This window comes from Fimbriimonadaceae bacterium (assembly GCA_019638795.1).
Classification (GTDB): domain Bacteria; phylum Armatimonadota; class Fimbriimonadia; order Fimbriimonadales; family Fimbriimonadaceae; genus JAHBTB01.
In genome coordinates this window covers 207,971-233,593 of record JAHBTB010000002.1, presented here as the reverse complement: position 1 = coordinate 233,593, position 25,623 = coordinate 207,971, and the positions used below count along the sequence as shown (strand labels likewise).

Annotated in this window: 19 protein-coding genes; 7 read left to right on the top strand and 12 right to left on the bottom strand. The window is 66.1% G+C overall.

Annotation, left to right across the window (positions count from 1 at the left end):
* Nucleotides 1-9: 9 nt before the first annotated feature.
* Both KF857_04540 and KF857_04535 read left to right on the top strand, forming a co-directional pair.
* A complete protein-coding gene (locus tag KF857_04540; GenBank protein ID MBX3111256.1) occupies nt 10-1,371 on the top strand; it encodes a ComEC/Rec2 family competence protein in 1,362 nt (453 codons plus the stop codon).
* Nucleotides 1,325-2,209 carry an MBL fold metallo-hydrolase gene (locus KF857_04535; protein MBX3111255.1) on the top strand — a complete coding sequence of 295 codons (885 nt, stop codon included), beginning with the start codon at nt 1,325-1,327 and terminating at the stop codon, nt 2,207-2,209. The genes KF857_04540 and KF857_04535 overlap by 47 nt, the downstream gene beginning before the upstream one ends.
* On the opposite strand, the gene KF857_04530 is transcribed toward KF857_04535, so the two are convergent.
* The 7 genes from KF857_04530 to recA all read right to left on the bottom strand — a co-directional run bounded on the left by KF857_04530 (nt 2,190) and on the right by recA (nt 10,219).
* Nucleotides 2,190-4,802 (bottom strand): valine--tRNA ligase, encoded by a 2,613-nt coding sequence (locus tag KF857_04530; protein ID MBX3111254.1) that lies wholly within the window; start codon nt 4,800-4,802, stop codon nt 2,190-2,192. The genes KF857_04535 and KF857_04530 overlap by 20 nt on opposite strands.
* 83 nt (nt 4,803-4,885) lie before the next feature.
* Complete coding sequence (locus KF857_04525; GenBank protein ID MBX3111253.1) at nt 4,886-5,686, bottom strand: phosphatidate cytidylyltransferase; 801 nt, start codon at nt 5,684-5,686, stop codon at nt 4,886-4,888.
* Nucleotides 5,687-5,751: 65 nt separating this feature from the next.
* Entirely contained in the window at nt 5,752-6,870 is a 1,119-nt protein-coding gene (locus tag KF857_04520) for a PKD domain-containing protein (protein ID MBX3111252.1), read from the bottom strand.
* A 33-nt stretch (nt 6,871-6,903) separates the two neighbouring features.
* Nucleotides 6,904-7,677, bottom strand: coding sequence for a TIGR00282 family metallophosphoesterase (locus KF857_04515; protein ID MBX3111251.1), 774 nt, complete (start codon nt 7,675-7,677; stop codon nt 6,904-6,906).
* Entirely contained in the window at nt 7,674-8,720 is a 1,047-nt protein-coding gene (gene rny, locus KF857_04510; GenBank protein ID MBX3111250.1) for a ribonuclease Y, read from the bottom strand. Before rny ends, KF857_04515 begins: the two co-directional genes overlap by 4 nt.
* A 3-nt stretch (nt 8,721-8,723) precedes the next feature.
* Nucleotides 8,724-9,164, bottom strand: coding sequence for a regulatory protein RecX (locus tag KF857_04505; protein MBX3111249.1), 441 nt, complete (start codon nt 9,162-9,164; stop codon nt 8,724-8,726).
* A complete protein-coding gene (gene recA, locus KF857_04500) occupies nt 9,161-10,219 on the bottom strand; it encodes a recombinase RecA (protein ID MBX3111248.1) in 1,059 nt (352 codons plus the stop codon). Before recA ends, KF857_04505 begins: the two co-directional genes overlap by 4 nt.
* A gap of 206 nt (nt 10,220-10,425) precedes the next feature.
* Between recA and KF857_04495 the strand changes: the two genes are divergently transcribed.
* Both KF857_04495 and KF857_04490 read left to right on the top strand, forming a co-directional pair.
* Nucleotides 10,426-10,998, top strand: coding sequence for a PEP-CTERM sorting domain-containing protein (locus tag KF857_04495; protein ID MBX3111247.1), 573 nt, complete (start codon nt 10,426-10,428; stop codon nt 10,996-10,998).
* Between the two features lie 66 nt (nt 10,999-11,064).
* The gene (locus KF857_04490) at nt 11,065-13,473 is read left to right on the top strand and encodes an extracellular solute-binding protein (protein MBX3111246.1); all 2,409 of its coding nucleotides are present in this window, start codon (nt 11,065-11,067) and stop codon (nt 13,471-13,473) included.
* Between the two features lie 6 nt (nt 13,474-13,479).
* Here the strand turns inward: KF857_04490 and KF857_04485 are convergent, their stop codons facing one another.
* Nucleotides 13,480-14,256 (bottom strand): DUF4339 domain-containing protein, encoded by a 777-nt coding sequence (locus tag KF857_04485; GenBank protein ID MBX3111245.1) that lies wholly within the window; start codon nt 14,254-14,256, stop codon nt 13,480-13,482.
* Nucleotides 14,257-14,335: 79 nt separating this feature from the next.
* Between KF857_04485 and priA the strand changes: the two genes are divergently transcribed.
* Nucleotides 14,336-16,735 carry a primosomal protein N' gene (priA, locus tag KF857_04480; GenBank protein ID MBX3111244.1) on the top strand — a complete coding sequence of 800 codons (2,400 nt, stop codon included), beginning with the start codon at nt 14,336-14,338 and terminating at the stop codon, nt 16,733-16,735.
* Nucleotides 16,736-16,751: 16 nt separating this feature from the next.
* Here priA and KF857_04475 read toward each other — a convergent pair whose 3' ends face one another.
* From KF857_04475 to KF857_04460, 4 genes are read right to left on the bottom strand one after another with little or no spacing between them, the layout of a single operon-like run.
* On the bottom strand, nt 16,752-17,210 hold the full coding sequence (locus tag KF857_04475; GenBank protein ID MBX3111243.1) for a DinB family protein: 459 nt from the start codon (nt 17,208-17,210) through the stop codon (nt 16,752-16,754).
* 48 nt (nt 17,211-17,258) lie between these two features.
* Nucleotides 17,259-18,116, bottom strand: a complete 858-nt coding sequence (locus tag KF857_04470; GenBank protein MBX3111242.1) for a sugar phosphate isomerase/epimerase — start codon at nt 18,114-18,116, stop codon at nt 17,259-17,261.
* 19 nt (nt 18,117-18,135) lie between these two features.
* Nucleotides 18,136-19,305, bottom strand: coding sequence for an MFS transporter (locus KF857_04465; GenBank protein ID MBX3111241.1), 1,170 nt, complete (start codon nt 19,303-19,305; stop codon nt 18,136-18,138).
* Nucleotides 19,302-19,988, bottom strand: coding sequence for a redoxin domain-containing protein (locus KF857_04460; protein ID MBX3111240.1), 687 nt, complete (start codon nt 19,986-19,988; stop codon nt 19,302-19,304). Before KF857_04460 ends, KF857_04465 begins: the two co-directional genes overlap by 4 nt.
* Nucleotides 19,989-20,056: 68 nt before the next feature.
* Between KF857_04460 and lipA the strand changes: the two genes are divergently transcribed.
* Nucleotides 20,057-20,986, top strand: coding sequence for a lipoyl synthase (lipA, locus tag KF857_04455; GenBank protein MBX3111239.1), 930 nt, complete (start codon nt 20,057-20,059; stop codon nt 20,984-20,986).
* A gap of 41 nt (nt 20,987-21,027) precedes the next feature.
* Entirely contained in the window at nt 21,028-25,530 is a 4,503-nt protein-coding gene (locus KF857_04450; GenBank protein ID MBX3111238.1) for a hypothetical protein, read from the top strand.
* Nucleotides 25,531-25,623: the final 93 nt, after the last annotated feature.

Below are 25,623 nucleotides of genomic sequence, written 5' to 3'. Positions count from 1 at the left end.
GGCCTCCCCATGCGCGACCAACTGGCCCGTCGGCCGATCGTGGTCGCGTTCCTCGCCCTCTGCGTGGGGCTGACGTCTGGGTTCGTCCCGTGGCACGCCTTGGGTGCCGTCGCCCTCTTTTGGTGCCTCCCCGACCGTCGGAGCCGGGTGATCATATTGGTCTGCCTGGGGATGGGCTGGCTGCTCCGTCCGGTTCCTCCCGAAAGGCTTGTGTGGGAGAGGCACCCAACCTTTCTGACCGGGCGCGTGGCCAGTGTGCCGTCCGATATCTCCCAAGGCCAACGTCGGTGCCTCTTCGACACGGGGCAGGGTCGATTCACCCTGACGGTCCCGGACGGCCAAGACGTGTCATTAGGTGACACGGTGCGAGTCGGAGGTGAACTGGGCCCGCTGTTCGAGGGTAGCGGTGACTCCCGGGGTGCCGTCGGCCACATCAAGGCAGTGGGCGGCGTCGAGGTGGTCTCGGCAGGCCCGTTCGTCGGGCGTTGGGGCCTTGCCGTGCGGGACAGCTTCCGGCGCTTTGTCGACGGAGCCCTGCCGCCCAAGGACGCCGCCCTTGTGGACGGGATCGCCTTCAACGTCACGTCGGGGATCGACGAGGCCGACCACGTCAACATGGTGCGCGCCGGCATCGTCCATGTCGTCTCGACGTCGGGTGTGCACGTCGTCCTTGTCGCCGGGATGCTGGCCTGGTTGGCCCGGCGAGCCCCGATGCCGCGGACTTGGAGCCTGGCCGCGCTCGGGTTGCTCCTCGTCGTCTACGCTTGTGCCTCGGGGCTGAGGCCCCCGATGGTGCGAGCGGTGCTGATGGCTCTCATGGCCCTCTCGGCCTACCTGTTTCGAAGGGAGCCGGACGGCCCGACTTCCCTGGCCGCGGCCGGACTGGCGACCCTGGTCGTCGACCCGTGGGCCGTCGTCGACGTGGGATTTTGGTTGTCCGTGGTGGCCGTCGGGGCTCTTGTGCTCTTTGTCGACCCGTTCACCACGTTGGAGACAGGCCGCGACCCCCGGGCCTGGTTGACGTCGGCATGGCGGAGCAGCCTCGTCGCCACGGCCGCCACCTTGCCCGTGGTCGCCACGGTGTCGGGGAGTGCCGCCTTGGCGGCGCCCCTCGCCAATCTCGTGGCCGTACCCGCCAGCGAGACCCTTCTTGGTGCGTCGTTGGCCAGTTGGCTGGTCAGCCTTGTCGTGCCCGTCATGGGCAAGGGCCTCCTCTTGCTCACATCGGGCCCACTTCTGGCGCTCCTGCGGGGTGCGGCGGCAGCCGGGTCGGCCGGCTGCGTGCCCGTTCCCGCCCTGTCTCCCTACTGGTGTCCGTGGCTCTATGGAATTGCGTTGGCCTTTTGGCGACCCTGGGTGCGTCCGGCGTGACTTCCTCGTCGCCTGGGCCGTCGTCGGCCTGGTCGGCATGGGGCTTGAGGTCTCGCGACGCCACATGCCGCCCCAAATCAGCTTCCTCCAAGTGGGGCAGGGAGACTGCACCGTGTTGCAGACCGATGGCTATGTCATGGTGGTCGACGCGGCGGGAAAGACCGACGGCTTCGACGCTGGCGAACGGCTTGCCGTGCCCGAACTCCGACGGCTGGCAGTCGACCGCATCGACCTCCTTGTTCTGACCCATCCCGACGCCGACCACGTCGGCGGCCTGGCAGCCCTCACCTTTCACTTCCGCGTCGGTGCGGTCGCCGTCCCCGCGCATTTCCAAGGGGACCTTGCCATGCTCGGCACGTTGCGGCATGCCGGCATCGACCCTGCCCGTGTCCATTGGGTGCGTGACCCTGTCGACTTGTCGTTCGGTGTCGCCCAAGTCAGATTGACGACGGCCCCGGCCTCGCTGGTCGCCAGCGACAATGACGGGTCGATGCTGACCAGAGTCAGAGTGGGCGACGGCACCGCCGTCCTGACGGGTGACGCCAGTGACGCGGTGGAGCACTGGCTCCATGGCCGACCCGGCTGGCAGACGCAACTCCTGAAAGCCGGCCACCACGGCAGTCGGTCGTCGACATCCACCGAGTGGTTGGTTCAAACCTCGCCCCAGTGGGTCGTCTTCAGTTGTGGTCGGACAAACCGGTACGGCCACCCTACCGCCGAGGCTCTCCAGCGAGCGTCAAAGATGGCCAAGGTGCTGCGCACGGACCGCGACGGCACCTTGACCTTTAGGTTAGGGGAAGGCGGCTTTCACCGTTTGGTCAACCGCCAAACGCCTTGATTTGAGCCGTCGCCTTCTCCGCCCGGTCCTTGCCGTCGGCAAGGTTCGCCCGTAACTTCTCGACGACCTCCGGCTTTGCCCGTTCGACGAACTGGGGGTTGGCCAACTGGGCCTCCATCTTCGCCAACTCGGCGTTGAGTTTGTCAAGCTCTTTGCGCAGGCGCTGCACCTCTTTGTCTTTGTCGATGAGGCCCTGCGTCGGAAGGAACACGTCGATGCCACCGGCGGTGGCGGAGACATGCTCCTCCGTCGGTTTGTGCGGCTTGAGTTCGGCAAACCAAGCCTGGGTGCGGACGAACTCATGGCCCTCGCCGAGGTCACCCTCGAAGTAAGCGACGGGCAACTGCTTGATCGGCGACGCCCCGCACTCCGCCCGGAGGGCGCGGAGCGCCCGTGTCGCCTCGATCCAGCCGCCGACCTTGCCCTCGGCCTCTGGGTCGGCCCAGGCGGCCAGGGTGGTAGGCCAGTTCTCGGCCATGACAAACTGTTTTTTGTCCTTCACCGGGAGGTCGGCGTAGACCTCTTCGGTCAGGTGGGGCATCACGGGGTGCAGCATGACCAAAAAGGCCCGGAGGCATTGCACAAGCACCCACTGCGGGGTGGCGCGCTGCCCTGGGTCTTGGAGCCGGGACTTGCTGACCTCGATGTACCAGTCGCACAGTTCGGACCAGAAGAACGCATAGAGGGCTTGGACCGCCGACTGGATGTCGTAGCCTTCGAATCCGGCCGTCACCGCGTCTTGACAGGCGGCAAGCCGGCTCAGGATCCATCGGTCGACGGTCTGCAGGCTCTCGGGCTCCTTGTCGACAAAGCCGTCCAGGTTCATGAGCACGAAGCGGCTTGCGTTCCAGACCTTGGTGCCGAAGTTCCGCGCCTCGTCGATCTTCCTCGGCCCGTACCGGAGGTCTTGGTTGAAGCCGGTCTGGCTGAACAAGGCGAACCGGAGGGCGTCGGCACCCTTGGTCTGGATGACTTCCAACGGATCGATACCGGTGCCGAGGCTCTTGCTCATCCGCTTGCCTTGCTCGGTGAGCACCGTCGCGTAGATGTAGACGTGCTTGAACGGCAACTGCTTGGTCAGGTCGAGGCCCATCATGATCATGCGGGCGACCCAGAGATAGAGGATCTCGCGGCTTGTGACGAGGACGTCAGTCGGATAGAAGGTGGCGAGGTCGTCGGTCTGCTCGGGCCAACCCATCGTGGCGAACGGCCAAAGCCCCGAGCTGAACCAGGTGTCAAGCACGTCGTCGTCTTGGCGGACGATCTTTGCGTCGCCCGCCTTGACCTGCGCTTCGTCCCAGGTCAGGGCGGCGTAAGGCGTGCCGTCCTCGGTGTAGTAGACGGGGATGCGATGGCCCCACATGAGTTGGCGGCTGACGTTCCAATCACGGATGTTGCGCATCCACTCCAAGTACACGTCCTTGTACCGGGGCGGGAAGAACTTCACCTCATCCGACTCGGCCGCTGCGATCGCCCCTTCGGCCAAGGTGGTCTGCGAGGCAAACCACTGCTCACTGACCAAAGGTTCGATGACGTCCTTGCTCCGGTCGCTGATCAGGATGGCGATCTCGTGGTCCTCGATCTTCTCGAGGGCGCCGGCCGCCTCAAGCGCCTCCACCATCTTCGTCCGGGCCTCCTTGCGGTCGAGGCCCTGAAACTCAGGCCCACCAAGCTCGGTCACCTTGCAGTCAGGGTCGAGCATGACGAGGATGGGCAGGTTGTGGCGTTGCCCGACCTCGAAGTCAAACGGGTCGTGGCCTGGCGTGATCTTCACCGCGCCAGTGCCGAACTCGGGGTCGGGATACTCGTCGGCGATAAGGGGCACCTCACGACCGACGACTGGCACGACCAGGGTCTTGCCGACAAGGCCGGTGTACCGGCCGTCCTTTGGGTGCACCGCCACCGCGACATCGGCGAGAATGGTCTCCGGGCGAGTGGTCGCGATGGTGATGTGGCCGCTTCCGTCGGCGAAGGGGTAGCGGACATGGTAGAGCTTGCCCTGGATTGTCTGGCGTTCCGTCTCGATGTCACTGACGCTCGTTTTGAGGACAGGGTCCCAGTTCACGACCCGGAGGCCGCGCTTGATCAGGCCCCTCTCAAACCAATTGACGAACGTGGTCAGCACCGCCTTTGAGTAGTCGTCGTCCAGGGTGAACCTTTGCCGTGACCAGTCGAAGGCGCAGCCGAGCATCCGGAACTGCTTCAGGATGGTGTCGCCACTTTCCCGACGCCACTCCCATGCCTTGGCGACGAACTCGTCTCTGGACAAGGCGCCCGGGCTGATCCCCTGCTTTTGGAGGCTCTTGCGCACCACGGCCTGGGTCGCGATGCCGGCGTGGTCTTGTCCAGGCAAGACCAGCACCCGATAGCCGCGCAGCCGCTTGTACCGGCCGAGCAAGTCTTGGACGCCGTAGCACAAGGCATGGCCCATGTGCAGTGACCCGGTGATGTTCGGTGGGGGGATGGTGACGGTGAAGAGGGGCTTGGAAGTGTCGGCGTCGGGCTGGAAGAGGCCCGCATGCTCCCATGCGGCATACCATTTGGGCTCGGCAGACGTGGCCTGATAGCCCGTGTTCGGGGCGGTTTCGCTCATATTCGGTTACCTTCGTGTCGCGAAGACGACCTGATTGTACAGCGGGCTAGGGCCGTAGCGGGCCGTTTGTTTCACGTGAAACATCAAGCAGGAGGCTGGAGGGCGGCCAGGAGGAGGACGGAGAACGGCAATGAGACAAGCAGAGAGTCCATGCGGTCGAGGAGTCCGCCGTGGCCCGGCAAAATGCCACCGCTGTCCTTCTTGTTGACCGATCTCTTGAGCGCGCTCTGCAGAAGGTCGCCCGTCTGCCCCGTCACCCCGGCCAAGGCGCCCACCAGCAGCCCGACCCAGGCCGGGGGCCCGATGAAGAGGGACAGCACGGCCCCGGTCATGGCAGAAGCAAGGAAGTTGGCGACCGCCCCCTCCCAAGTTTTGTTGGGGGAAATCGCCGGGGCCAGCGGGTGCTTGCCGTAGGCTCGGCCGACGAGCAATGCGGCGGTGTCACCGATCCAGAGGGGGCCAGCGGCGAGCAAGACCAGATTGGGGCCGATCAGGTGCGGCTTGCTGGCTGCCGCCGAACTCATTTGCAGTTCCATCGCGGCGACAATCGGCGCGACAATCCAAAGGACACTGAAAAAGTCGGTGCCGGTCGCGCCTTTGGCCTTGATCCGTCGCAACAGGGCGGCGACCCCGACCACCGTCCCCGCAATCCCGACAGCCGCAGGCGGCAGCCTCATGGACAGCCCGGCCAGGGCCAATCCGGCCAGCCCGGCGCAGGCGATCACGGGCCACTTGGGCGTGGCCCCGACGAGGTCGGCCAGTTCCCAAGAGCAGGCGTACGCCACAAACGCGGCCAAGGCCAGCGCGGGCCAGACCACCGTGCAATGCACGGCGAACATCGTCACCAGGAGGAGAACGAAGGCGGTCGCGAGGCGCGTTCTCAATGCTTTAACACAGATACGGCCCGGAAGCCAAAAGGGCTCCGGGCCGCGTGGAAGTCAAGTCGGCCTCAGGGGTTGACGGTGACTTTGATGGTCGTCGAGTACGGTTTCTTCAGGCCATAGGCGTCCGAGATCGTCAACTTGACGACATAGTCGCCCGGCTTGCGGAAGCGCCGCGTGACGGTCTGGCCCTCGGCGTCGACTCCGGCGAAGTTCGCCGAGTCGAAGCACCACTCGTACTTAAGGGCCGTGGCGCCACCATAACCGCTGCCGACAAACGTGTATTCGTCGCCGACGGCAAGGTTGAGGTCGGCACGCGTGTTCATTTCGCCGTAAATCGGCGTCGGATCGTTCACGATCTTGATCTGGCCGATGTAGAACGTGCTCACGCTGTCGCCTGAGAAGGCGATCGAGACGATCTCCTTGTTCGTCTTCTCAAGTCCGCTGATGGCTTGGAGCGGGATCCCCGCGGGGGCCCAACCTTCCTTGCCGGCAAAAGTGGACGAGAGGTCGACGTAGGCCTCCGACATCTTGCCGTCGCTGGTGCCGACGACGACGCGCACATGGGTCAGCGCGGGGACTTCGGTCGAAGTTGCCGACTGCCCGCCCTTGCTGCCCGGGAATCCTCCCGGCCCACCAGGGCCACCGGGCAATCCCGGCCCACCACCGGGGCCGCGCTGGCCACCACCGCCACCGGCTCCACCGGCGCCCGCTGGCCCACGACCGCCACCACCACCGGCTCCGCCGGCGCCCGCCGGTCCACGGCCACCCGCGCCACCAGCTCCGGCCGGGCCACGGCCGCCGGCACCGGGGAAGCCGCCCGCGCCAGGGAATCCGCCGCCGCCGAACTTGCCGCCACCGGTGCCCCCAAACGTTTGGTTCTTGCCTGGGACAAGCACCATCAACTGCAACAGGTTGTTCTTGTCGTTAAACGCGGTTCCCACGTTCACCGGGTTCGCAAATCTGAGGATGCCACCCTGGAAGTAGTTGCGCGAAGACACGCGGATCGAAGTCGTGCCTTCGAACGCGGCCTCGTCGGCCTCCTTCACTGTGCCGCTGCCCCAAGAGCTGAGCGAGATGCCTTGGTCTTTGGCGGTGCGGGTCGGCGCGTAAATCTCCTGTGACAGGCCGACCACGGCCGCCAAGGAGAACGCGGCCAAAGTCGTGGTTTTGATCCAAAGTTTCATGTCGGGCCCCTGGTTTTGCAGCCTCTGCACATCTTATGGACGCCGTAACCGGCTGATCGCTACGGCGCGCCCTGTCTCTGTTGAGACGTCGATGACTACTCCACAGATTACACCAGGTTCGTTCGCGACTTCAAAGCGTGTCGGCAAGCCTGACACGAACTTCCGCAGCACGATGTCCTTGTCCATGCCGATCACGCTCGGGACCGGGCCGCACATGCCGACGTCGGTGATGTAGGCGGTGCCGCCGCGCAGAACCGTCTCGTCCGCGGTCTGGATGTGGGTGTGGGTGCCGACCACCGCCGACACGCGACCGTCCACGTAGTGGCCGAAGGCCACCTTTTCGCTGGTCGCCTCGGCATGAAAGTCAATAAAGACGTGCTTGGTGCCGATGTGGGGCAGGAGCTCGTCGACCGCGGCGAAGGGGTCACCGTAACCGTCCAAGAAGACGCGCCCGCAGAGGTTGACGACGGCCAAGTCGACCTGGCCCTTCTGCACATGGCACACGCCACGGCCCGGCACGCCCTTGGACATGTTGTGGGGCCGGACAATGGGCTTGCCCTTGTCCAGGTAGTCGAAAATCTCCCGCTTATTGAAGGCGTGGTTGCCGAGAGTGACGGCGTCAACGCCGTTGCGAAAAAGCTCGTCGGCGATGTCGGGCGTGATCCCGACCCCGGCGGCGCTGTTCTCGCCGTTCACGATGACGATGTCGGGGTTATGGGCGTTCCGGAGGCTCGGCAGCGCCTCGAGGACGGCGGTGCGCCCTGGCTTGCCCACGATGTCGCCGAGGAAGAGGATGCGGTATGTCACTGGCCCACGACCTCGGTGACACGAAACTCACGAATGACGGTGACGCGCAAGGGGCCAGGGTACTCCACGCCGGCCTTGATCCGCCTCGCGACCTGCTGGGCGACCCGCTGGGCCCCAGCGTCGTCGATCTGGTCGGCGCGGACATAGACGCGGACCTCGCGCCCCGCCTGCACCGCATAGGCTTTCTCGACACCAGCGAGGCCCGTCGCCAGAGACTCGATCGTCGCCAACCGCTCGATGTGGGCCTCGACCTTCTCGCGCCGTGCGCCGGGCCGGGCCGCGCTTAGGGCGTCGGCGGTCGCGACGACGACGGCCTCCGGCGTGTCACAAGGGATCTCGTCGTGGTGGGCGCCGACGGCCTTCAGCACTTCGTCCTGTTCGCCGTGGAGCCTCAAGAACTCCATGCCGGCCAGGGCGTGGGGCCCTTTCCACTCGGCACCGAGGGCTTTGCCGACGTCATGGAGCAGCCCAGCCCGGCGGCAGACCGCGTCGTCGGCCCCCAGTTCTCCCGCGAGCAGGGAAGCCAGCCGCGCCACCTCCACACTGTGCTCAAGGACGTTTTGGGCGTAGCTGGTGCGGAACCTCAGTTGACCAAGGACGTGGGCGACAGGAGCGGGCAGCGGGCCTGCCTGGGCCCGGGCAGCCGCGTCGTGGCCCGCGTCGACCAGGCTGGCCTCGATGTCAGCCAGGGTCCTCTCGTGGATCTCCTCGATCCGGCCAGGGTGGATGCGACCGTCCAAGACGAGTCCGACCAGGGTCATCCGGGCCGCCTCGCGCCGCAAGGGGTCGAAGCAGGAGACGGTCACCGACTCCGGGCTGTCGTCGATGATGAGGTCGGCTCCGGTGACCGACTCGAACGCCTTGATGTTGCGGCCGTCCCGGCCGATCAGCCGGCCCTTCATGTCTTCGCTAGGCAAGGGGACCACCACGGTCGTGCCTTCGGCCACTGCGGAGGCCGCCGCGCGACGGACGACGTTGAGCAACAGGCGTTTGGCCGCCGCCGCCGCCTCACCGGGCGTCATCAATTCGTCGCTGCTCGCCATGTCTCAGTCGGGAAAGAGCCGTTCGACCACGTCGCGGACGGTTTCTTCGTCAAACCCCCGCGCGGCAAGGTACCTGGCCACCTTGGCCGGCCCCGCCGCCGTGCCCAGCTTGGCGGCGAGTGTCGTCGCGCGCTCGACCTCGCCGGCGTGGTCCATGGTGCCGAGTGCCTCGTCCACCACGGCCTCGTCCACTCCGCGCGACAAGAGCTTTGCCCGCACTTTGTCTCGTCCCACCGGCTTACCGGACTTGGCCGACTGGACAGCGTCGTCGGCGACGCGGCCGTCGGCCACGTAGCCCAGTTCGATCAGCCGGGCGACGACCGCGTCGATGTCGGCGGCCTCGATCCCGCGCGCCGTCAGGTGGCGGGCCAATTCGCTGGCCGTCCTTTCGGATCGGCCGACTGCGGCCCACGCGATCTCGAAGGCGCGGTCGCGGGAAGTCACACGTTGAGGGCGCCGCCGACCACGGCGGTCTCCGAGATGGCTCCGCGGGCCTTCACGCCCAGCTTTTGGCGCACAAGGCCGTCCAATTCGTCGAGGACCTCAGGGTGCTCGTCCAGGTAGCCCCGGGCGTTGTCTCGACCTTGTCCCAACCGGGTCTCTCCGTAGTTGTAGTACGTGCCCGCCTTGCTGACGAAGTTGTGCTCCACGGCCAAGTCGAGAACGTCGCCGGCCCGGTTGACGCCTTCGCCAAAGATCATGTCGAACTCGGCGTTTTTGAACGGCGGGGCCACCTTGTTCTTCACGACCTTGACCTTGGTGCGGGCACCGTAGGCGTCGGGCCCGTTCTTCAGGAACTCGCCGCGGCGCACCTCCAGGCGGGTGCTGGCCCAGAACTTGAGGGCGCGGCCACCGGGGGTCGTCTCCGGGTTGCCGAACATGACCCCGATCTTCTCGCGGATCTGGTTGATGAAGATCGCCGCCGTCCTGGTCTTGTTGATCGAGCCTCCGAGCTTGCGCAGGGCCTGGGACATCATCCGGGCTTGGAGGCCGACGTGGCTGTCGCCCATGTCGCCCTCGATCTCGGCCTTCGGCACGAGCGCGGCGACCGAGTCAAGGACGACGACGTCCATCGCGCCGGACCGGACCATCGAGTCCATGATCTCCAAAGCCTCTTCGCCGGTCGTCGGCTGGGCGACGTAAAGGCGGTCGACGTCCACTCCGAGCCGCTTCGCGTACTCCAGGTCAAGGGCGTGTTCGGCGTCGACGAACAGGGCCATGCCCCCGGCTTTCTGCGCCTGGGCGATGACGTGCAGGGCAATCGTGGTTTTGCCGCTCGACTCCGAGCCGTAGATCTCGGTGATGCGGCTACGTGGCAGGCCGCCGATCCCCAGCGCGGCGTCCAGCGAAAGGGACCCGGTCGAGATGGCCTCGACGGGCTCTTGGTCGGCTCCCCCCAGGCGCATGACCGAGCCCTTGCCAAACGACTTCTCGATCTGCTGAAGCGCGATCTCCAGCGCCTTCTCTTTGTCCCCCGTGCTGCTTTTGTCTATCGCCATAGTCGTGGTGTCCTGTTTTCACCCAGAGTGTTAGACATCAGTATACCAGTATTGCCGCCGGCTGGCAACCGCACGCCTCGTTGTCAACCTCGCAGAAATACCTGAATTGCCCTATTGTCCCAAACTTGACTAGCCCAGTATTTGTGCGGCCAGTAATATTACTGGTGCAGCCGCGACAATCTGTGCGGCTCAGGTTTGAGGGAGATATGCAGAAGATTTTGTTGGTTGCCGGTGGCGCGCTTGTCGCCGCCCTGGGCCATGCGTTCACGGTCGCGTCATTCCAAGACCCGACCATCGGTGAGTCCGACCTTGTTGTTTTCACTGTGACCGGCTCGACGATCGGAGCCGCCTATACCGGGATCGAGCTCAACGTTCTTGGCACCACTTACTCCGACGTGACCCTGGCGATGGCTCCCGTCGCCTACTCGGGTGCCGGGGCCGTCAAGGACGTCGCCGCCGGGTCCGCTGTGTTCAGCACGGGGTCGGATTCAAACGTCCTCACCATCACCTGGGACGCGGGCACCTTTGTCGCGCCGTTCGGGTTTGGAGCCAGCTTTGCCTCTTTGCAGAACGTCACCTTCAGCGGGTCGAGCATCCCTGCCGAAGCGAGCAACTGGATCGACCAGCAGTTTGCCTTCTCGTTCGCCAATCCGCAGACTTCGGCGGACGGAGACACCTACTCGGCGTCGATGACGTCGTCGGCGGTGCCCGAGCCGGCCACGATGGCCGTCCTCGGCTTAGGCGTCGCCGCCCTCGTCGGTCGCCGCCGCCGGGGCTGATTGCCCCGCCCAGGTTCCAGCGCGGCGTCAGCGGTAAAGCTGACGCCGCCTTTGTATACTTGCGGCATGCTCAGGGCGACCTTGGCCGCTCTTGTCTTGGCCATGGCGTCGCTCGCCCTGCCCCAAGACCGCCCTGTCACGACGGTGCGCATGATGGCCAAGACGTGGGCCGTCCCGTCACCCAACGCCAGCGACCCCCGTTCGGTCGCCCGACGCGCCATCTTCGACGAGTTCCACCGACAGAACCCCGACGTCCAGGTCGCCAACGCCGGCGGGCTTGAGCTGGCCTCCGACACTCAAGAGGTCGGCCTCTTCATGTCCATGGCGGGCGACACCTCGCCGGACGTGTTCTACGTGAACTTCCGCCAGTACTACAACTTCATCGACCAAGGGTTTTGTCGCCCGCTTGACGACCTCGTCCAGAACGACCCTGACATTATCGGCCGCATCACGCCCGAGGTGCTCCGCGTCCTGCGCAGTTACGACGGCCACTTGTACGCGGTGCCGTTCTTTCAGGCCGCCCAAGCGCTCTACTACCGCCGCGACCACTTCCTGGAGGCCGGCCTCGATCCGGACCGACCGCCCCGCGACTGGGCCGAGTTCCTGGAATATGGCCGCAGGCTCACCGACAGCAAGCCGGGCCGGAACGGATTCGCCTTCGGCACCTCGGCCCAGAGCCAGGCGTATTGGTGGGTCAACTTCCTGTGGCAAGCCGGTGGCGAAGTCGCCCTGCCCACCGAGTCCGGGGTCTGGAAATCGGCTATCGACTCGCCTCAAGGTGCGGTGGCCCTCGACTACTTCCGGCGGCTGACGACAGAGAAGTGGACCGGCAAGGACGGCCTGAAGCACGGGCCGATCAGCCGCATGACCGCCGACCTTTCTGCCGACATCGCCGCAGGCAAGATCAGCATGTGGTTCAGCTACACCGGGGACGTCGTGCTCAACCAGAGCGACATACCCGCCCAGTTGATCGGCATCGCCCAGATGCCGGCCGGGCCGGCCGGCCACGCCAACGAAGTCAACGCAGGCATGTGGGCGGTCAGCAGCAAGGTCAAGGACCCCAACAAGCTGGACGCCTGCTGGCGCTTCATCAAGTTCTGGGCGAGCCAGCAGGGCGCCCGCATCAGTGCGGAGCGGTTCATTGACGCCGGGCTCTCCAAGTTTGTCAATCCTGCCGTGCTGGAGGAGATCGGGCGGCACGACCTGGCCACGCAGGTCGACCCCAGCTACGCCGAAGCCAACCGCGAACTGTTCAAGCATGGGCATCCGGAACCATACGGCCACAACTGCCAGCAGGTCTATTCGGTCCTCGACGGTGCGCTGGAGCGGGCCCGGCACGAAAGCACCCCCGCCCGAGTCATCCTCAAACAAGTCGCCGCGGAGATGGACCGCAAGCTCCTCGGCTACACCCCGCCTGCCGTCCTCGCCCGCCAACGCGGGTGGGCCACCGGGCTGGTGGTTTTTCTGGCCGCCCTTGGTGGTTGGCTCGGGTGGGTCGCGGTCAGAAGGGCCCGGTCCCGCCTTGCCCAGGTCGAAGACCGGCTCGCCGCGGGGACCGACCGCCGCCGGGTCGCCCGGTTCTTGTTCTGGTGGCTCCTGCCTGCGGCCGGCACGATCTTTTTCTGGGCCTACGTCCCCCTTGCCCGGGGCTTGGTCATCGCGTTCCAAGACTTCAAGATCATCAAGGGCAGTCACTGGGTCGGCCTCGACAACTTCATCGAGGTCTTCACCCAACCCATCTTCTACCGGTCGGTCGTCAACAGCCTTGTCTTCGTCGGTCTGTCGGTCGGGGTCGGGTTCTTGCTCCCTGTCTTTCTGGCCGTCGGGCTCAACGAGATCCCTCGGGCCAAGGTGTTCTACCGGACGCTTTACTACCTTCCCGCGATGACCAGTTCGGTGGTCGTCGCCTTCCTTTGGCGACAGATCTACGACCGGGGGCCCCAAGGTCTGCTCAACTCCTTGCTCGACCCGTTCGCCGCCCTGTGGGACCGTGTGTCCGGCGTCCAGCACGTCCCGCTCGCCCTCGATTGGCTGGGCGACCCAAAGCTCGCGATGCTCGCCGTCGTGCTCCCCGGCATCTGGGCGGGGGCGGGCCCCGGGTCGATCCTCTATCTTGCCGCTCTCAAGCAGATCCCCGGAGAACGGTACGAGGCCGCCGATCTCGACGGGGCCAGCTGGGCGCACAAACTGCGCCACATCACGTTCCCCGGCCTTCGGCCCCTCTTGCTCATCAATTTGCTCGGCGCGGTCATCGGCGGGTTCAAGGCGATGGAGGGCATCTTCATCCTCACCGGGGGCGGCCCGGTCTACGCCACCCACGTCCTCGGCCTCGAGATCTGGACGAACGCGTTCCAGTTCCTCAAGTTCGGCTATGCGACCGCCGCCGCCTGGGTCATGGGGGCGATGCTCATCGGCTTCACCCTGGTCCAGATGCGCACCCTGACCCGGTTGAAGTTCAGCGCGGGGAAGGGATGAGCATGGCTAACGGCTACCCGCGCCCAGGTCCAGGGGACTGAGGACGCCCTTGTTCGCGACCGCCTTGACGACCCGGTCACCCCTGCTCTTGCGCACCGAGCCGTCGACGGTGAGCAAGCATCTCACGCCACCCTGCCAGTCCATCGAGTCAAAGAACATGAGCGTGAGGTCTCGATGCTCCATCGCGAAGGCGTTTTGACTGGCCAGGAGACTGTTACCGGAAAAGTTGTCGCTCCGGGGGTTTGTGCTTTTGAACACCGTCTCTACCGCCTGTTCTGCGCCCAAGACGACATTCGAAGCGACAAACGGCAGGACGCCTGAGCCCGAGTCCATGACCGGGGGGAAGCGGTCGTCGTGCTCGCTCGCGTACATCAGGGTCGCGGTGCCGATCTTCCTGAGTCTGCTCATGTCAGCGGTCTGTTGGGCAGCCAGCCTGGCCTGGGCAAACACCGGATAGAGGAGCGCTCCCCCGACGGGGAGGCACACCACGCACATCAGGGCGACAGCGATGGCGGCGACCATCGCCGGGCTTCGTCCCGTGGTCGCGGTGTACGACGGCGGGGAAGGAGGGGACACTGACTCCGTCTGGGGAGGAGGTGTCGCGAACAACCCACCCAGCGATCCTGCCGCCACCGGATCGCCCCCCGACTCTGGTCGCAGGGTCGAATCAGGCCTTATCTCGCCTTTGGCCGCCAGTTCTTTGAGCTGGTCGAACGTGAACGGCCCCTCGTCGGCCTCGCCGACCACGACAAAGTAGCGCATCGTCTCCCCAGGATAACGCACTCGGGCGTTCCCTGGATCATGAGGAGACGACATCTCGACGGCCCCCCGGGCCGGCCATGGCGCGGGTAGCTTTGTGTCGATGCCGGAACGGATCCTAGTGGCCGATGTCGGCATGGAGAGCCGGGCCGCCGGCGCGGACGCGGTGTACACCTACGCTGCCCGTCCCGGCTTGCGGGTAGGGGACGCCCACTTGGTGCCTCTCGGGCCGCGCGTGGCGGTCGGCTACGTCCTCGCCGTCCGCGAGGTCGAGCCTGAAGGCCTCGGGTTCGACCCGGCGATGCTCAAGCCAGTGGGCCCCCAAGTCCGTGGCATGGAACTTCCCCCTCCGACCCTTGACCTCGTCCACGAGGTCGCCCGCCAGACCCTGTCGTCATTGTCTACCGCCCTCGGCCCCGCCGTGCCTCCCGGGACCCGCGACCGTCTCGTCACGACCTGGGAGTGGACCGGGCGCCAAGGCGGGGGTGATCTCTCGCCCGCCCTGCAGGAATGCCTCCGTGTCCTCCAAGAGAAAGCGGTGGTCGACACCAAGGCCAAGCCTTTGCCGGGCGGCACGAAGCGCCACCTTCTCGACCTCGAAGGACTCGGGCTAGCGCGACAGGTGTTCGCCCTAGCCCCGGCCGTGGCCCGGCGAGGGGCGGTCGGCCCCCTTCGGCTGACTCCCGACAACGAGAGAGTCGAGAAGTTCCTCGCCGGCCCTGGCCGCCGCAAACCGGCCCAGTCGGTGACACTGATGCGGCTGCAGGGTAGCGAGGGGGCCAGCTTTTCGGCCCAAGAGATCAAGAGCCTCGGCGGGGTGACCGACCAGACCGTGAAAGCCCTGGTGGACGCCGGGCTCCTCGTACCGTCGACGGACGAGACGGTGGCCGCCCGACCCCCCAAACCCAACCTGGAACAACAGGCGGCCATCGACGCCGTGTCGGCCGCGGTCCGGGCCGGGAGGCCCGAGCGGTTCCTCCTCTTTGGTGTCACCGGGTCGGGGAAGACCGAGGTGTATCTCCGCTGCGCGGAAGAGGCACTCAAGCGGGGTCGGCAGGTGCTTTATCTCGTGCCCGAGATCGCCTTGACCGCCCAGGTCATCGCCCAACTCCGCGCCCGGTTCGGCCCGCGCGTCGCCGTCCTGCACAGCAACATGACTCCGGCGGAACGGCTTGAGTCCTGGCTGCGCGTCCGCGGTGGGGAAGCGCCCGTCGTGCTGGGGGCCCGTTCGGCCCTCTTCGCGCCGCTCCATGACATCGGCCTCATCGTCATGGACGAGGAGCATGAGGCCAGTTACAAGCAGGAGAGCGCCCCTCGGTACCACAGCAGGCGCGTCGCCGTCTGGATGGCGGGCCGGCACGGATGCCCCCTCGTCACGGGTTCGGCGACCCCGTCGGTCGAGAGCTTCTATGAGGCCGAGACCGGCCAGGCCACGCTCTTGCGCATGGACAAGCGCGCCGCCAGCGCCCGCCTGCCCGACGTCCACCTGGTGGACCTGACCGAGATGTTCCGCGAACACCGCGCGTCTGTCTTTGCCCCGCCTCTGCACGAAGCGCTCGGTGAGACCCTGGCCGCGGGAGAACAGGCGATCCTCTTCCTCAACCGCCGGGCCTACGCGCCCTTCGTCGTCTGCCGCGACTGCGGCCACCGATTCACCTGTCCACGGTGCGCCGTGACCCTCTCGTTCCACCGAAGAGAGCACCGGCTCCGGTGCCACCATTGCGACCACGACGTCCCGGCCCCCGACCAATGCCCTGCCTGCTGCGGCGATAAAGTCAACGCGTTCGGCGTCGGGGCCGAAAAGGTCGAAGAGGCCGTCACCGTCCACTTCCCGACCGCCCGGGTCGCCCGGCTCGACCGCGACGTCGTCCGCCGGAAAGGCGCCCTGGAGGAGACCTTGGCCAAGTTCCGCGGCGGTGAACTAGACGTGCTTGTCGGCACCCAGATGGTCGCCAAGGGCCTCGATTTTCCCAACGTCACCCTTGTCGGGGTCATCGCCGCCGACATCTCGCTCAACATCCCTGACTTCCGCGCCAGCGAGCGGACATTCCAGCTCCTCTCCCAGGTGGCGGGGCGGGCGGGCCGGGGTCAAAAGCCGGGCCGTGTCTTCATCCAGACGCTGAGTCACGAGCACCCTTCGGTCGTCGCCGCCCAAAGTCATGACTACGAGTCGCTCTACCGGGCGTTGAAGGAGGAGCGGCAGGCCGTCGACTACCCGCCGTTCCGGCTCCTCGTCAATGTCGTGTTCTCGGGGCCGGTGCGCCAAGCGGTGGTCGAGCACGCCGCCGCCGCTGGGCAACGGCTCCGTACCGCCCTGCCCGACGCCGAGGTGCTCGGCCCCGTCGACTGCTCCCTGGAAAGGCTGAACGAGCAGTGGCGCAAGCACGTGTTGCTCAAGCTGGACCCCGGTGCCGACCTCTCCCCAGTCCTGGCTGCGGTCCGCGGCATCGAGTCCTCTGATGTCCGCACTGTCATCGACGTCGACCCCTACAACATGATGTGAGGGGCCTGCCTCAGCCTTACCGCAGGTACGCGGCGAACTGCTCGAGGTGGTACATGTCGTGGCCGGCGACGGTCCACGCCCAGTCTTGGGCCGACATCGGGCCGCGCTCGTTGTGGACGGCCACGCTGTCCCACTGGGCGTCGCTCAGGCTACTGCAGTACTCCACCAATTTGGCCCGCTCCTTGTCGAACCGGTCGAGCGTGGCAGGCACGCCCCAGGTCTCGTAGTGCTCCGCGACCGCCCGTTCTCCTTCGTCGATCCCGTACACGGTCGAGCCAGGTTCTTCCACGCATTGCCTGATCCGGCCGAGCATGATCGGTTCCCAGTCCACCAGGTGGGCGAGGGCGAACCGGAGCGAGAACCGGCCCGGTTCCAAGGCGTCGTCATGCCGGCTCGTCGGCACGGCCGACACGACGCTTCGGACGGCAGCAGGGCTGAGGCGCAGGGCCTGGAACAAGTAGTGGCGTTTGTCCATGTCGCCTTCTACCCCCTGTCGGGGGGCAGAAGGCGTCACGACCCGCGGTCAACCTCGGCCCAAGATCGCGTCCATCGCGTTCGAGGCGTTCTTGGCCCGCACGAGGGGGTAGTGCCGGTAGCCAGGGATCAATTCAGCCACGACCGGGCCCGAGTAGCCGACCGCCTCGATCGCCGCCATCACGGCGGGCCAGTCCACATCGCCCTCCAGCAGGTCGACGAAGCCTTCGGCGGTGCCGACGGCGCGGCGGAAGTCTTTGAAGTGGACACCGGCGACCCGGTGGCCGAGGATGCGCAGCCACTGGTCGGGGTAGCCGTAGGGCAAGATGTTGCCCACGTCGACGTAGGCGCCGCACGCCTTGTCGCCGACTTCGTCGATCACCCGGGCCATCTCCATCGGCGACAAGAGGAACTTGTTCCAAACGTTCTCGATCCCCATGCGCACGCCCAAGGACTCGGCGGTCGGGGCCAGGGCCTTCAGGCCTTCGATGGCGTGACCGGTCACCTCGTCGTAGCTTTGGGTCGGGCGGTCGGGGAGGAAGAAGACATCGACCGCCCCCGGGATCGTCAGCAAAGTCTTGCACCTGAGCCACGCGGTGATCTGGAGCATCTTGGCCAACGCGTCCTTGGCCCGCTGGCGGTCTTCGGCGGCCGCGCTGGCCAGGTTGTAGCCCCAGTACAGGCCAGAGGCCACGCTGGCGACCTTGACCCCGGCCGCGTCGGCTTGGGCCAAGATTCCGGCGCAGTCCGCCTCGCTGGTCTCCAATCCCAGCACGCCGTCTTCCGAGACGCAGACTTCGACCGCTTCGTACCCGTGGTCCTTGGCCCATGCGAAGAACTGGGGCAAGGGCAACGTCGCGTCAAGGCCGCCGGGGTACGACCAGTAGTTGATCGACTTCAGGATCATGGCCCGTGGTACCTGGTTTCTAACCAGCCTGGCTAGGCTTGGGCGCGGCCCATGGCCCGAAGGCCGTGGCGAGGGCGGCGGCCGCGCAGACGGCTCCTGCCATCCAGTACGGCCAGGCGGGGTGCATGTCGAACAGCCATCCCCCCAAGACCGGCCCTCCGACGAAGCCGACACTACGGGCGCTTTGCATGATGCCGAACAGCTCGCCTTGCCGTTCCGACGGCACCGCCTTGCTCGCCATGCCGCTGATCGTCGGGTTGGCCACTCCGGTCCCTGAGGCATAGAGCGAGCTGAGGACGAGCAGTCCGCCCAAATGGGGGGCCAGCGGGGTCAGGCTGAGCCCCACGCCCTGAAGGAGGAACGACGACCAAAGCAGCGTCCGCTCACGGAACCGCGCGACCAGCCACCTGAGCGCCAGGGCCTGGACAGCGAGCGCCACCGCCGACTCATAGGAAAAGACGATGCCGAACTCCCTCGACCCATAGCCCAAGTTGTGTTTGATCAGCCGTCCGAAGGTGCCTTCCAGACAGGACAACGCGAACCACGCCACCCCGGCCAGCGCGACCAGAGACGCGACGCCCGGATGCTCGCGCAGCAGTCCGGACCGATTCTCCTTCGGCTCACCAGGGGAGACACGGGCCGAGGACGGTCGGACGGCCACCGCGACCAGCAGGAGACCGGTGGCGGAGAAGGCTGCCGCTAAGTAGCCGAGTGTCGCCGAGCCGAACGACGCGGTGACCAGGCCGCCTAGGGCGGGGCCAAGCACGAGACCCGTCGACATCGCCGCGCCCAGGCGGCCCAGCGCGGGCGTGCGCTCCTCGGTGCCGGTCAGGTCGGAGACCGTGGCTTGGGCGACCGCCATGTTGGCGCCCCCGAGCCCGGCGACAAACCGGCTGACCGTGATCCATGCCACCGTGGTCGCCGCCCCGTAGATCACCATGCTCACGACGGAGAGCCCGGTGCAGACGAGAAAGATCTGTTTCCGACCGACCCGGTCGCTGGCGTGGCCCCAAAGTGGCGAGGTCAGGAGCTGGACGACGAACATAAGGGCCAGAATCGCCCCGATCTGGATCCCTGGCGCTCCCAGCGCCTCGGCGCGCAGCTGGAAGTCCGGGATCAACATCCCGAAGCCCAGCATGTCGAAGAAGACCGCCCCAAGGTACGGCCATTCGGCCGGTAGCCGCCTCACGTCTTTGGCGTCCCCTCAAAGAACGGGCAACCTGAACTGTCCCGCTCCGGCGCGTCGGCAAGGTCGAGGGTCGCGGGGGCCGCACCGGTCGCCTTCGCAATTTCAGTGTTCATGTCTTCCAGGATCCGCTTCGAATATCCAGGATATTGCTTGATCACGACCCCGTCGCGACCAATAAGCGTCGAATACACCGAATTGAGCGCGTGGTAGGCGTCAAATGTCTTGCGGCCTGGCTCGATGACGATGGGGAACCGGGCGTCAAAGTCCATCTTGTATTTCTCCGCCTTGATTCGAGTCGCGTCGGTCACGCCCAAGATCGAGAACTTTCCGGCAAAGTCTTTGGTCAATTGGTTGAAGAACGGCTGGGCTTCGATGCTGCACGGGCACCCGTCTTTGATCGTCACGACAAGAACAGGCCCCTTGGCGACCAGCTCGGACAGCCGGACCGTCTTCCCCGACGTGTCGGGCAACTCGATCTCGGGGGCCACGAGGCCGGGCACCGCTTCGGCCGACCGTCGCATCGCCTCCGTCACCGGGTGGCGTGGTTCGAGGGCCATGTTGACCGAGTTGGACACGACCGGCCCGGCGGTGACAGACCCTTTGAACGCCGACGTCGCCAAGCCCCAGGCCACGACCGCGGCCCCCGCTCCGACTAAGCCCCACCGCATCAGGCGAACGTCCATGGCTCCAGTCTAGCAAGCAGTCTGCTTACCCCGGGGACCCTGGTCTGTCGTAAGTACAATATCAAGCTATGGCGCAGCGCCTCCCCGAGTGGCTGACGATCCGGCTTCCTCGCCCGGACACGATCAAGGAGGTCGAGCAGATGATGCGGTCGAAAAACCTGCACACTGTCTGTGAAAGCGCGCGCTGCCCTAACCTTCCCGAGTGCTGGTCCAAGAAGACCGCCACCTTCATGATCCTGGGCAACACCTGCACGAGGAGTTGCGGCTTTTGTGCCATTAAAGTCGGCCGGGGCGAGACCGTCGACATCTTCGAGCCCCTCCATGTCGCCGAGACCGCCAAGACGATGGGCATGAAGCACGTCGTGGTCACCAGTGTGGCCCGAGACGACCTGCCTGACCAAGGGGCCGGCCAGTTCGCCCTGACGATCGACGCCCTGCACCGCGAAAACCCCGACATGATCGTCGAGGTCCTCACTCCCGACTTCCGTGGTGACGAAGAATGTGTGCGCACGGTCTGCCAGGCCCACCCCGAAATCTACAACCACAACATCGAGACCGTCGAACGGCTCCACACCATCGTCCGTCCCCAGGCCAAATACGCCCGCACGATGCGCCTTCTCCAAATGGTCAAGGAGATCGACCCGACGATCTACACCAAGTCGGGCCTCATGCTGGGCTTGGGGGAGACCAAGGACGAGGTCGTCAAGACTCTTCACGACCTCTACGACCACGGCGTCGACGCGGTGACGATCGGACAGTACTTGCGACCCACGATGAAGCACCTTCCGGTCGTCGAGTACATCCATCCCGACGTCTTCAAAGAGTACGAAGACATCGGCGAGAAGATCGGCTTCGCCTTCGTGGCCAGCGGTCCCTTTGTCCGGTCAAGCTACAACGCGATCGCCTTCAGCGAAAAAGTCATGCGCGAGCGGCTGGACCGCCTTGATGCGCAAATGAAACGACGCACGACCCTGCCCCAGGCCGTCTCTCCATCGTAAGGGGCGTTTCCCGTTATTCTTGACGGGAAGGTCTAGTCGAAGTGGGCAAGCGTCTGTGGCGGACAATCCTCTGGTTCGCCCGCGTCGGGATGGCGTGGGTGCCCGCCCTCTTCATGCTCGCCTGGGGCGTCGAATACGTCCGCGCGTGCGTCGCGACGGTCTTGGCACCAGGGGAACCCGTGACCTATGCGTACCTCTCGTCCGACGGGGTCGTCACCCTCCGCGCCGACTCGTACGTCATCGACGTCGTCAACCAACGGGTCCTCTTGAAGGGGCTTTCATTGTCCCGGCCCGACGGCCAAGTCGTCGGACGGTCGGCCGAAGCGTTCGTCGCAAACCGGCCCGGAAGTTTCCGCGTCGTGCTCAAGTCGGCCGAGGCAAGCTTGGAGCGGGGCAAGAACGGCAAGGTCAATGTCGCCGGGCTGCTCCCGAAACCCACTGGCGAGCCGGACAAGACCCGCCTCGAAGTCGAAGTCGACCGGCTCACCCTGAACTACCGCGACCTCACCGGCCCGACACCGCTGGCCCGCCGGGTCGTCGTCAAAGACCTGTCCGTCGCCCGGGCCGACGGCGACACCCTGGCCTATGCGGACGTGCAGGGGGCGGCGACGGTCGCCGCGTGGGCGAAACCCGACGGCGATTGGTCGGCTGACGTCCGTCTTTCGGGTGGCGACCTTGCTTGGCTCGTCGAACCGGCCCGTCGGTGGGCCCCCGGCCGAGGGGGCGACTGGAGCGCCGAAACCCTCGCCGGACGGGGCCGGATGCAGCTCACCGGGAAGGCAGGTCGGATCTCGGCGACGGGCGACCTCGATCTGAAGGCCGGGGGGTTGACCGTCGGCGACACTCTGCAACGGGCGGAGGTGACCGCCGAGGTCCGCGGCGGGCTTGACCAAATGAAGGTCGTCGCGCGGGCCACGGAACAAGGCCGGTCGGCCACGTTTGACGGGGTCGTCGCCTTCGGCGACCAAGTCGCCGCGGCAGGCAAGTTCCGCGCCACCGTCCGGTCGCGGGCGGACGCATGGCCCGTCTTGGCAAGGGCCCTGCCCAAGGACGTCCGGTTTGGCAACGCGGTGTATGCGGGGTCGGTCAGCTATCGCGACGGCCGGCCCGTGGTCGTCGGGGACCTCACCGCCGACAAAGTCTCGGCGGGCGGCCTGGACCTCGACAAGGTCAAAGGCACGGTAGGGGTCAGCGGCGACCGGGTCGCCTTGGTCGCCAAGAGCATCGGTCTGATGGGCACGGACTGGTCGGGGCGGATCGACCTGGACATCAAGTCCGGCGCACTCAAGGGCTTCGCCGAGACCCGTGACGACTTTGCCAAGCTCCTTCCTCGCGACAGCGACCTCCACTTCGTCGCGCCGGGGCATGCCAAGGTCATCGTGGCGGGCACGACGACTCACCTCACCGCGACCATGGACGGGGCGGCCAAGGTCGCCTGGCTGCGCCCCGACGGGCCGTCGGTGGAACTGGGCGACCTCGTGGCCCGGGCGTCGCTCAAGGACGGCAAGGTGACCCTTGACCGGTGCCTCTTCAGTGGCGCGGCCGGAGCGGCCAAGTTGGCCGGCACCATCGACATCCAAGACAAGGTGCTCGACCTCCGCGCCAGTGTCCCCGGGGTAAGGCTCGAACCCTTCTTTGACACCGTGCAGGGCACCGTGGCCACCGACTTGACCGTGACCGGGCCGGTCGACGGCTGGCACTACGAAGGCCGGGTCGAAGCGTACGGCGTCGAGACTCCCGAGCTTTCCGTCCCCCAGGTCGTCGCGCTCTACACTGGTGACCGGGAAGGGCTCACGGTCAGTGAGTTCCGTGCCCGGCTCCTCGGCGGAAGGCTGACGGGCACGGGCTATGTGGACCTCGTCGAACGGTCGCTGGCAGCAGACTTCACCGCCCAGGACCTCGACGTCGCGCGCCTGACCCAAGGCGAGGTCGTCGGTCAGGTCGACCTGACCGACGGCCACATCGGCGGCACTCTGGACGCGATCGTGGCCGACACCCGGGCCACCTCGGTCGGATTGGTGGCCCAGGGAGTCCGCATTGACGACGCCTCAGCCCTTGTCACCCTTGACGGCGGCCAAATCAACCTGACGGGGGCGAAGGCCACCGTCGGCGGCGGACAGGTGACAGCCGACGGGTTCCTTGAGCTTGACACCTTGGCGATGTCGTTCGCGGGGGGCTGGGACAAGGTCAATCTTGCGTCCCTAGTCCCCAACGCCCTTGACCTTTCAACCGAGGGGACGACGTCCGGCGAGTTCGTGTGGGGCGACCCGGGCGTCGGTATGCCGGGCGGCTACGCCCGCGCCCAGATCGACTCACTCTCGTTAGCCCATCTCGAACTTGGCTCGGGAGACATCGACGCCGAGCTGTCGGGGGGTCATTTCCGCGCGTCAGGACTCATCGGCACAATCGACCGATACGTGCATCTTGTCGCCATGGACTATGACATAGAATCAGACAAGGTCGCGGCCCAAGCGGACATCGCCGAGTTTGGCCTTCGTCAGGCGGTTACGGCAGCCTTGGCCAGGGCCCCTGACATCCCGCTGGAGACCCGAAACATGGTCCAGACGCTGGGTGGGTCGGTCAGCGCCCATGTCGAGGTATCGGGCACGGCCACCGAGCCCGTCGTCTCGGTCCCAAGTCTCACTGTCGACGACATCAGCGCCGACGGCCGGCCCATGGGCGACCTGGTCGCAAACGGAGACTACAGCAAGGGCAAATGGAACCTGGGACAGCTACTCTGGACCAAGGGCGACGCCCGGATTGACGCCACCGGTTCTCTCGACGGAGGCGACAACTTGGCGGGCAAACTCGAGGTCGTCGGGTTGTCCATGGCCGACGTCGGGGCCTTCATCCCTGGCGTCGACATTGACCAGGGCACCGCGTCGGCGACCATGCTCTTTTCGGGCAAGTCTGGTGCGCCGGTCGCCCGAGGCTCGGCCAAGCTGGACAAGGTGGTCTTGCGCGACGGCGCCGGTGGGCGCGTCAACATCCCCCTCTCCGCCAACGTCTCAGAAATCACCTGGCGAGACGGCTTGCTCGTCAGCGACGGAGACTTCACCGTGGCGACTGACCAAGTCCAGGGTGGACTGACCGGCGGCTTCACCCTCGACCTTCCGACGGTCGGTTGGGGTGTCGACGACACCCGCCCCGTGGGTGTGGCCGTCCGGATGGACGACCGCCCCCTTGCCGCCCTGGCCGGCTTGTGGCCGGAGATCGAAGAGGCGGGCACGACGGGCAGCGTCTCCGCCCAGATCAAGGTGTCGGCAAGGAAGGGCGACATCCTTGTCGGGGGTACTGCCAAGGTTGTGGCCGACAGCAAGGGCCAGAGCATGCTCAAGCTGAAGTCGTTGGCCGAACCTGTCCGCGACGTGGCGGCCCAGATTGACTTTGGTGGACGTTCAGCCAAGATCAAGGCGTCGGCCACCAGTCCTTTCGGCGGGACGGTCGCCTTGGACGCCGACCTGGACGCAGACGAGGCCCTCCGTCAAGCGTTCAGCGTAGAGAACCTGCTCGCCGGTTCCACGGTCAACGCCATGCTCACTATGGACAAGCTGGGGTGGCGTGGCCGGATGAACGGGGCTGACCGGACGTCGGCGATTGTCCTGGACGGCCAACTGACCGCGGCGGGCCGCCTGGACGAGCCGACTGTCGGCGGGCGGGTCGAGCTTCATGGGGCCGCCCTCAACGTGGCGCCCGGGCCGCCCCCCGGCGCGATGCCCGACAAGCCACTGGTCGACCCGGTCTTCGACAACGTCACGGTGGTCGCTGACCATGGCACCCAGGTCAACGTGGCGGCCGCGTCGGTCAACCTCTTTGGAACCGGAGTCTTGTCGGGGAGCCTGTCTGACCCGAACTTTGCCGCCGAACTGGGACTTGACGGCGGGGCCCTCCGCCTGCCGAGCAACCGCATCACGCTCGACGAAGACGGCCGGATCAAGGTGCTGGTCGAGGGCTACCCGCCAAGCGTCAGGGTCGATGTCGACCTGACCGGGCGCACTGTCGTCACCGCGCGGCAGACAAGCGACCAGTACCAGACGTACACGGTCAACCTGGACATTAAAGGCAACTTGCTGGGTGACACACCTCTCCAGATCATTGGCACAAGCGACCCTCCAGACCTGACCAACGAGCAGATCATGGCCATCCTTGGTGAGCGCCAGCTCATCGAGTCCCTTGCCGACAGCGCGCTGGGCAAGGGCTCGTCCCAGGGCCTGCGGGACAGCTTCTACTCCGTCGCTCTTCCCACGCTGACCGCCGGCCTGACCGAAAACCTTGCCCAAGGGCTTGGCCTCGACTACCTGCTCCTCGACTACAACCCGCTTGACCAGGCCCTCGTCCGCGCGGGGAAGAACCTGGGCCGGGGCTTCATGCTCCAGGGCGTCCGCCAACTAGCTGAACCGACCTTTGGCCGGACGAAGTATGAGATCGCCTTGAGCTACCGGCCGCCGTTCCGAGACCGGTTCTTCAGCCGCGTCCGGTTCACGTTGTCGCAAGACCAGGACGTCCCGTGGAAGCTGGGCTTCGGCTGGTCCATCCGTTTTTGACCCGGTCGGTGCCCTGACCGTGTCACCGGGGTAATGTGCTCGTCTAAACTAGCGTTTCTGGTTGGATCAAGGACAGGCATGGAGTTTCGTCGA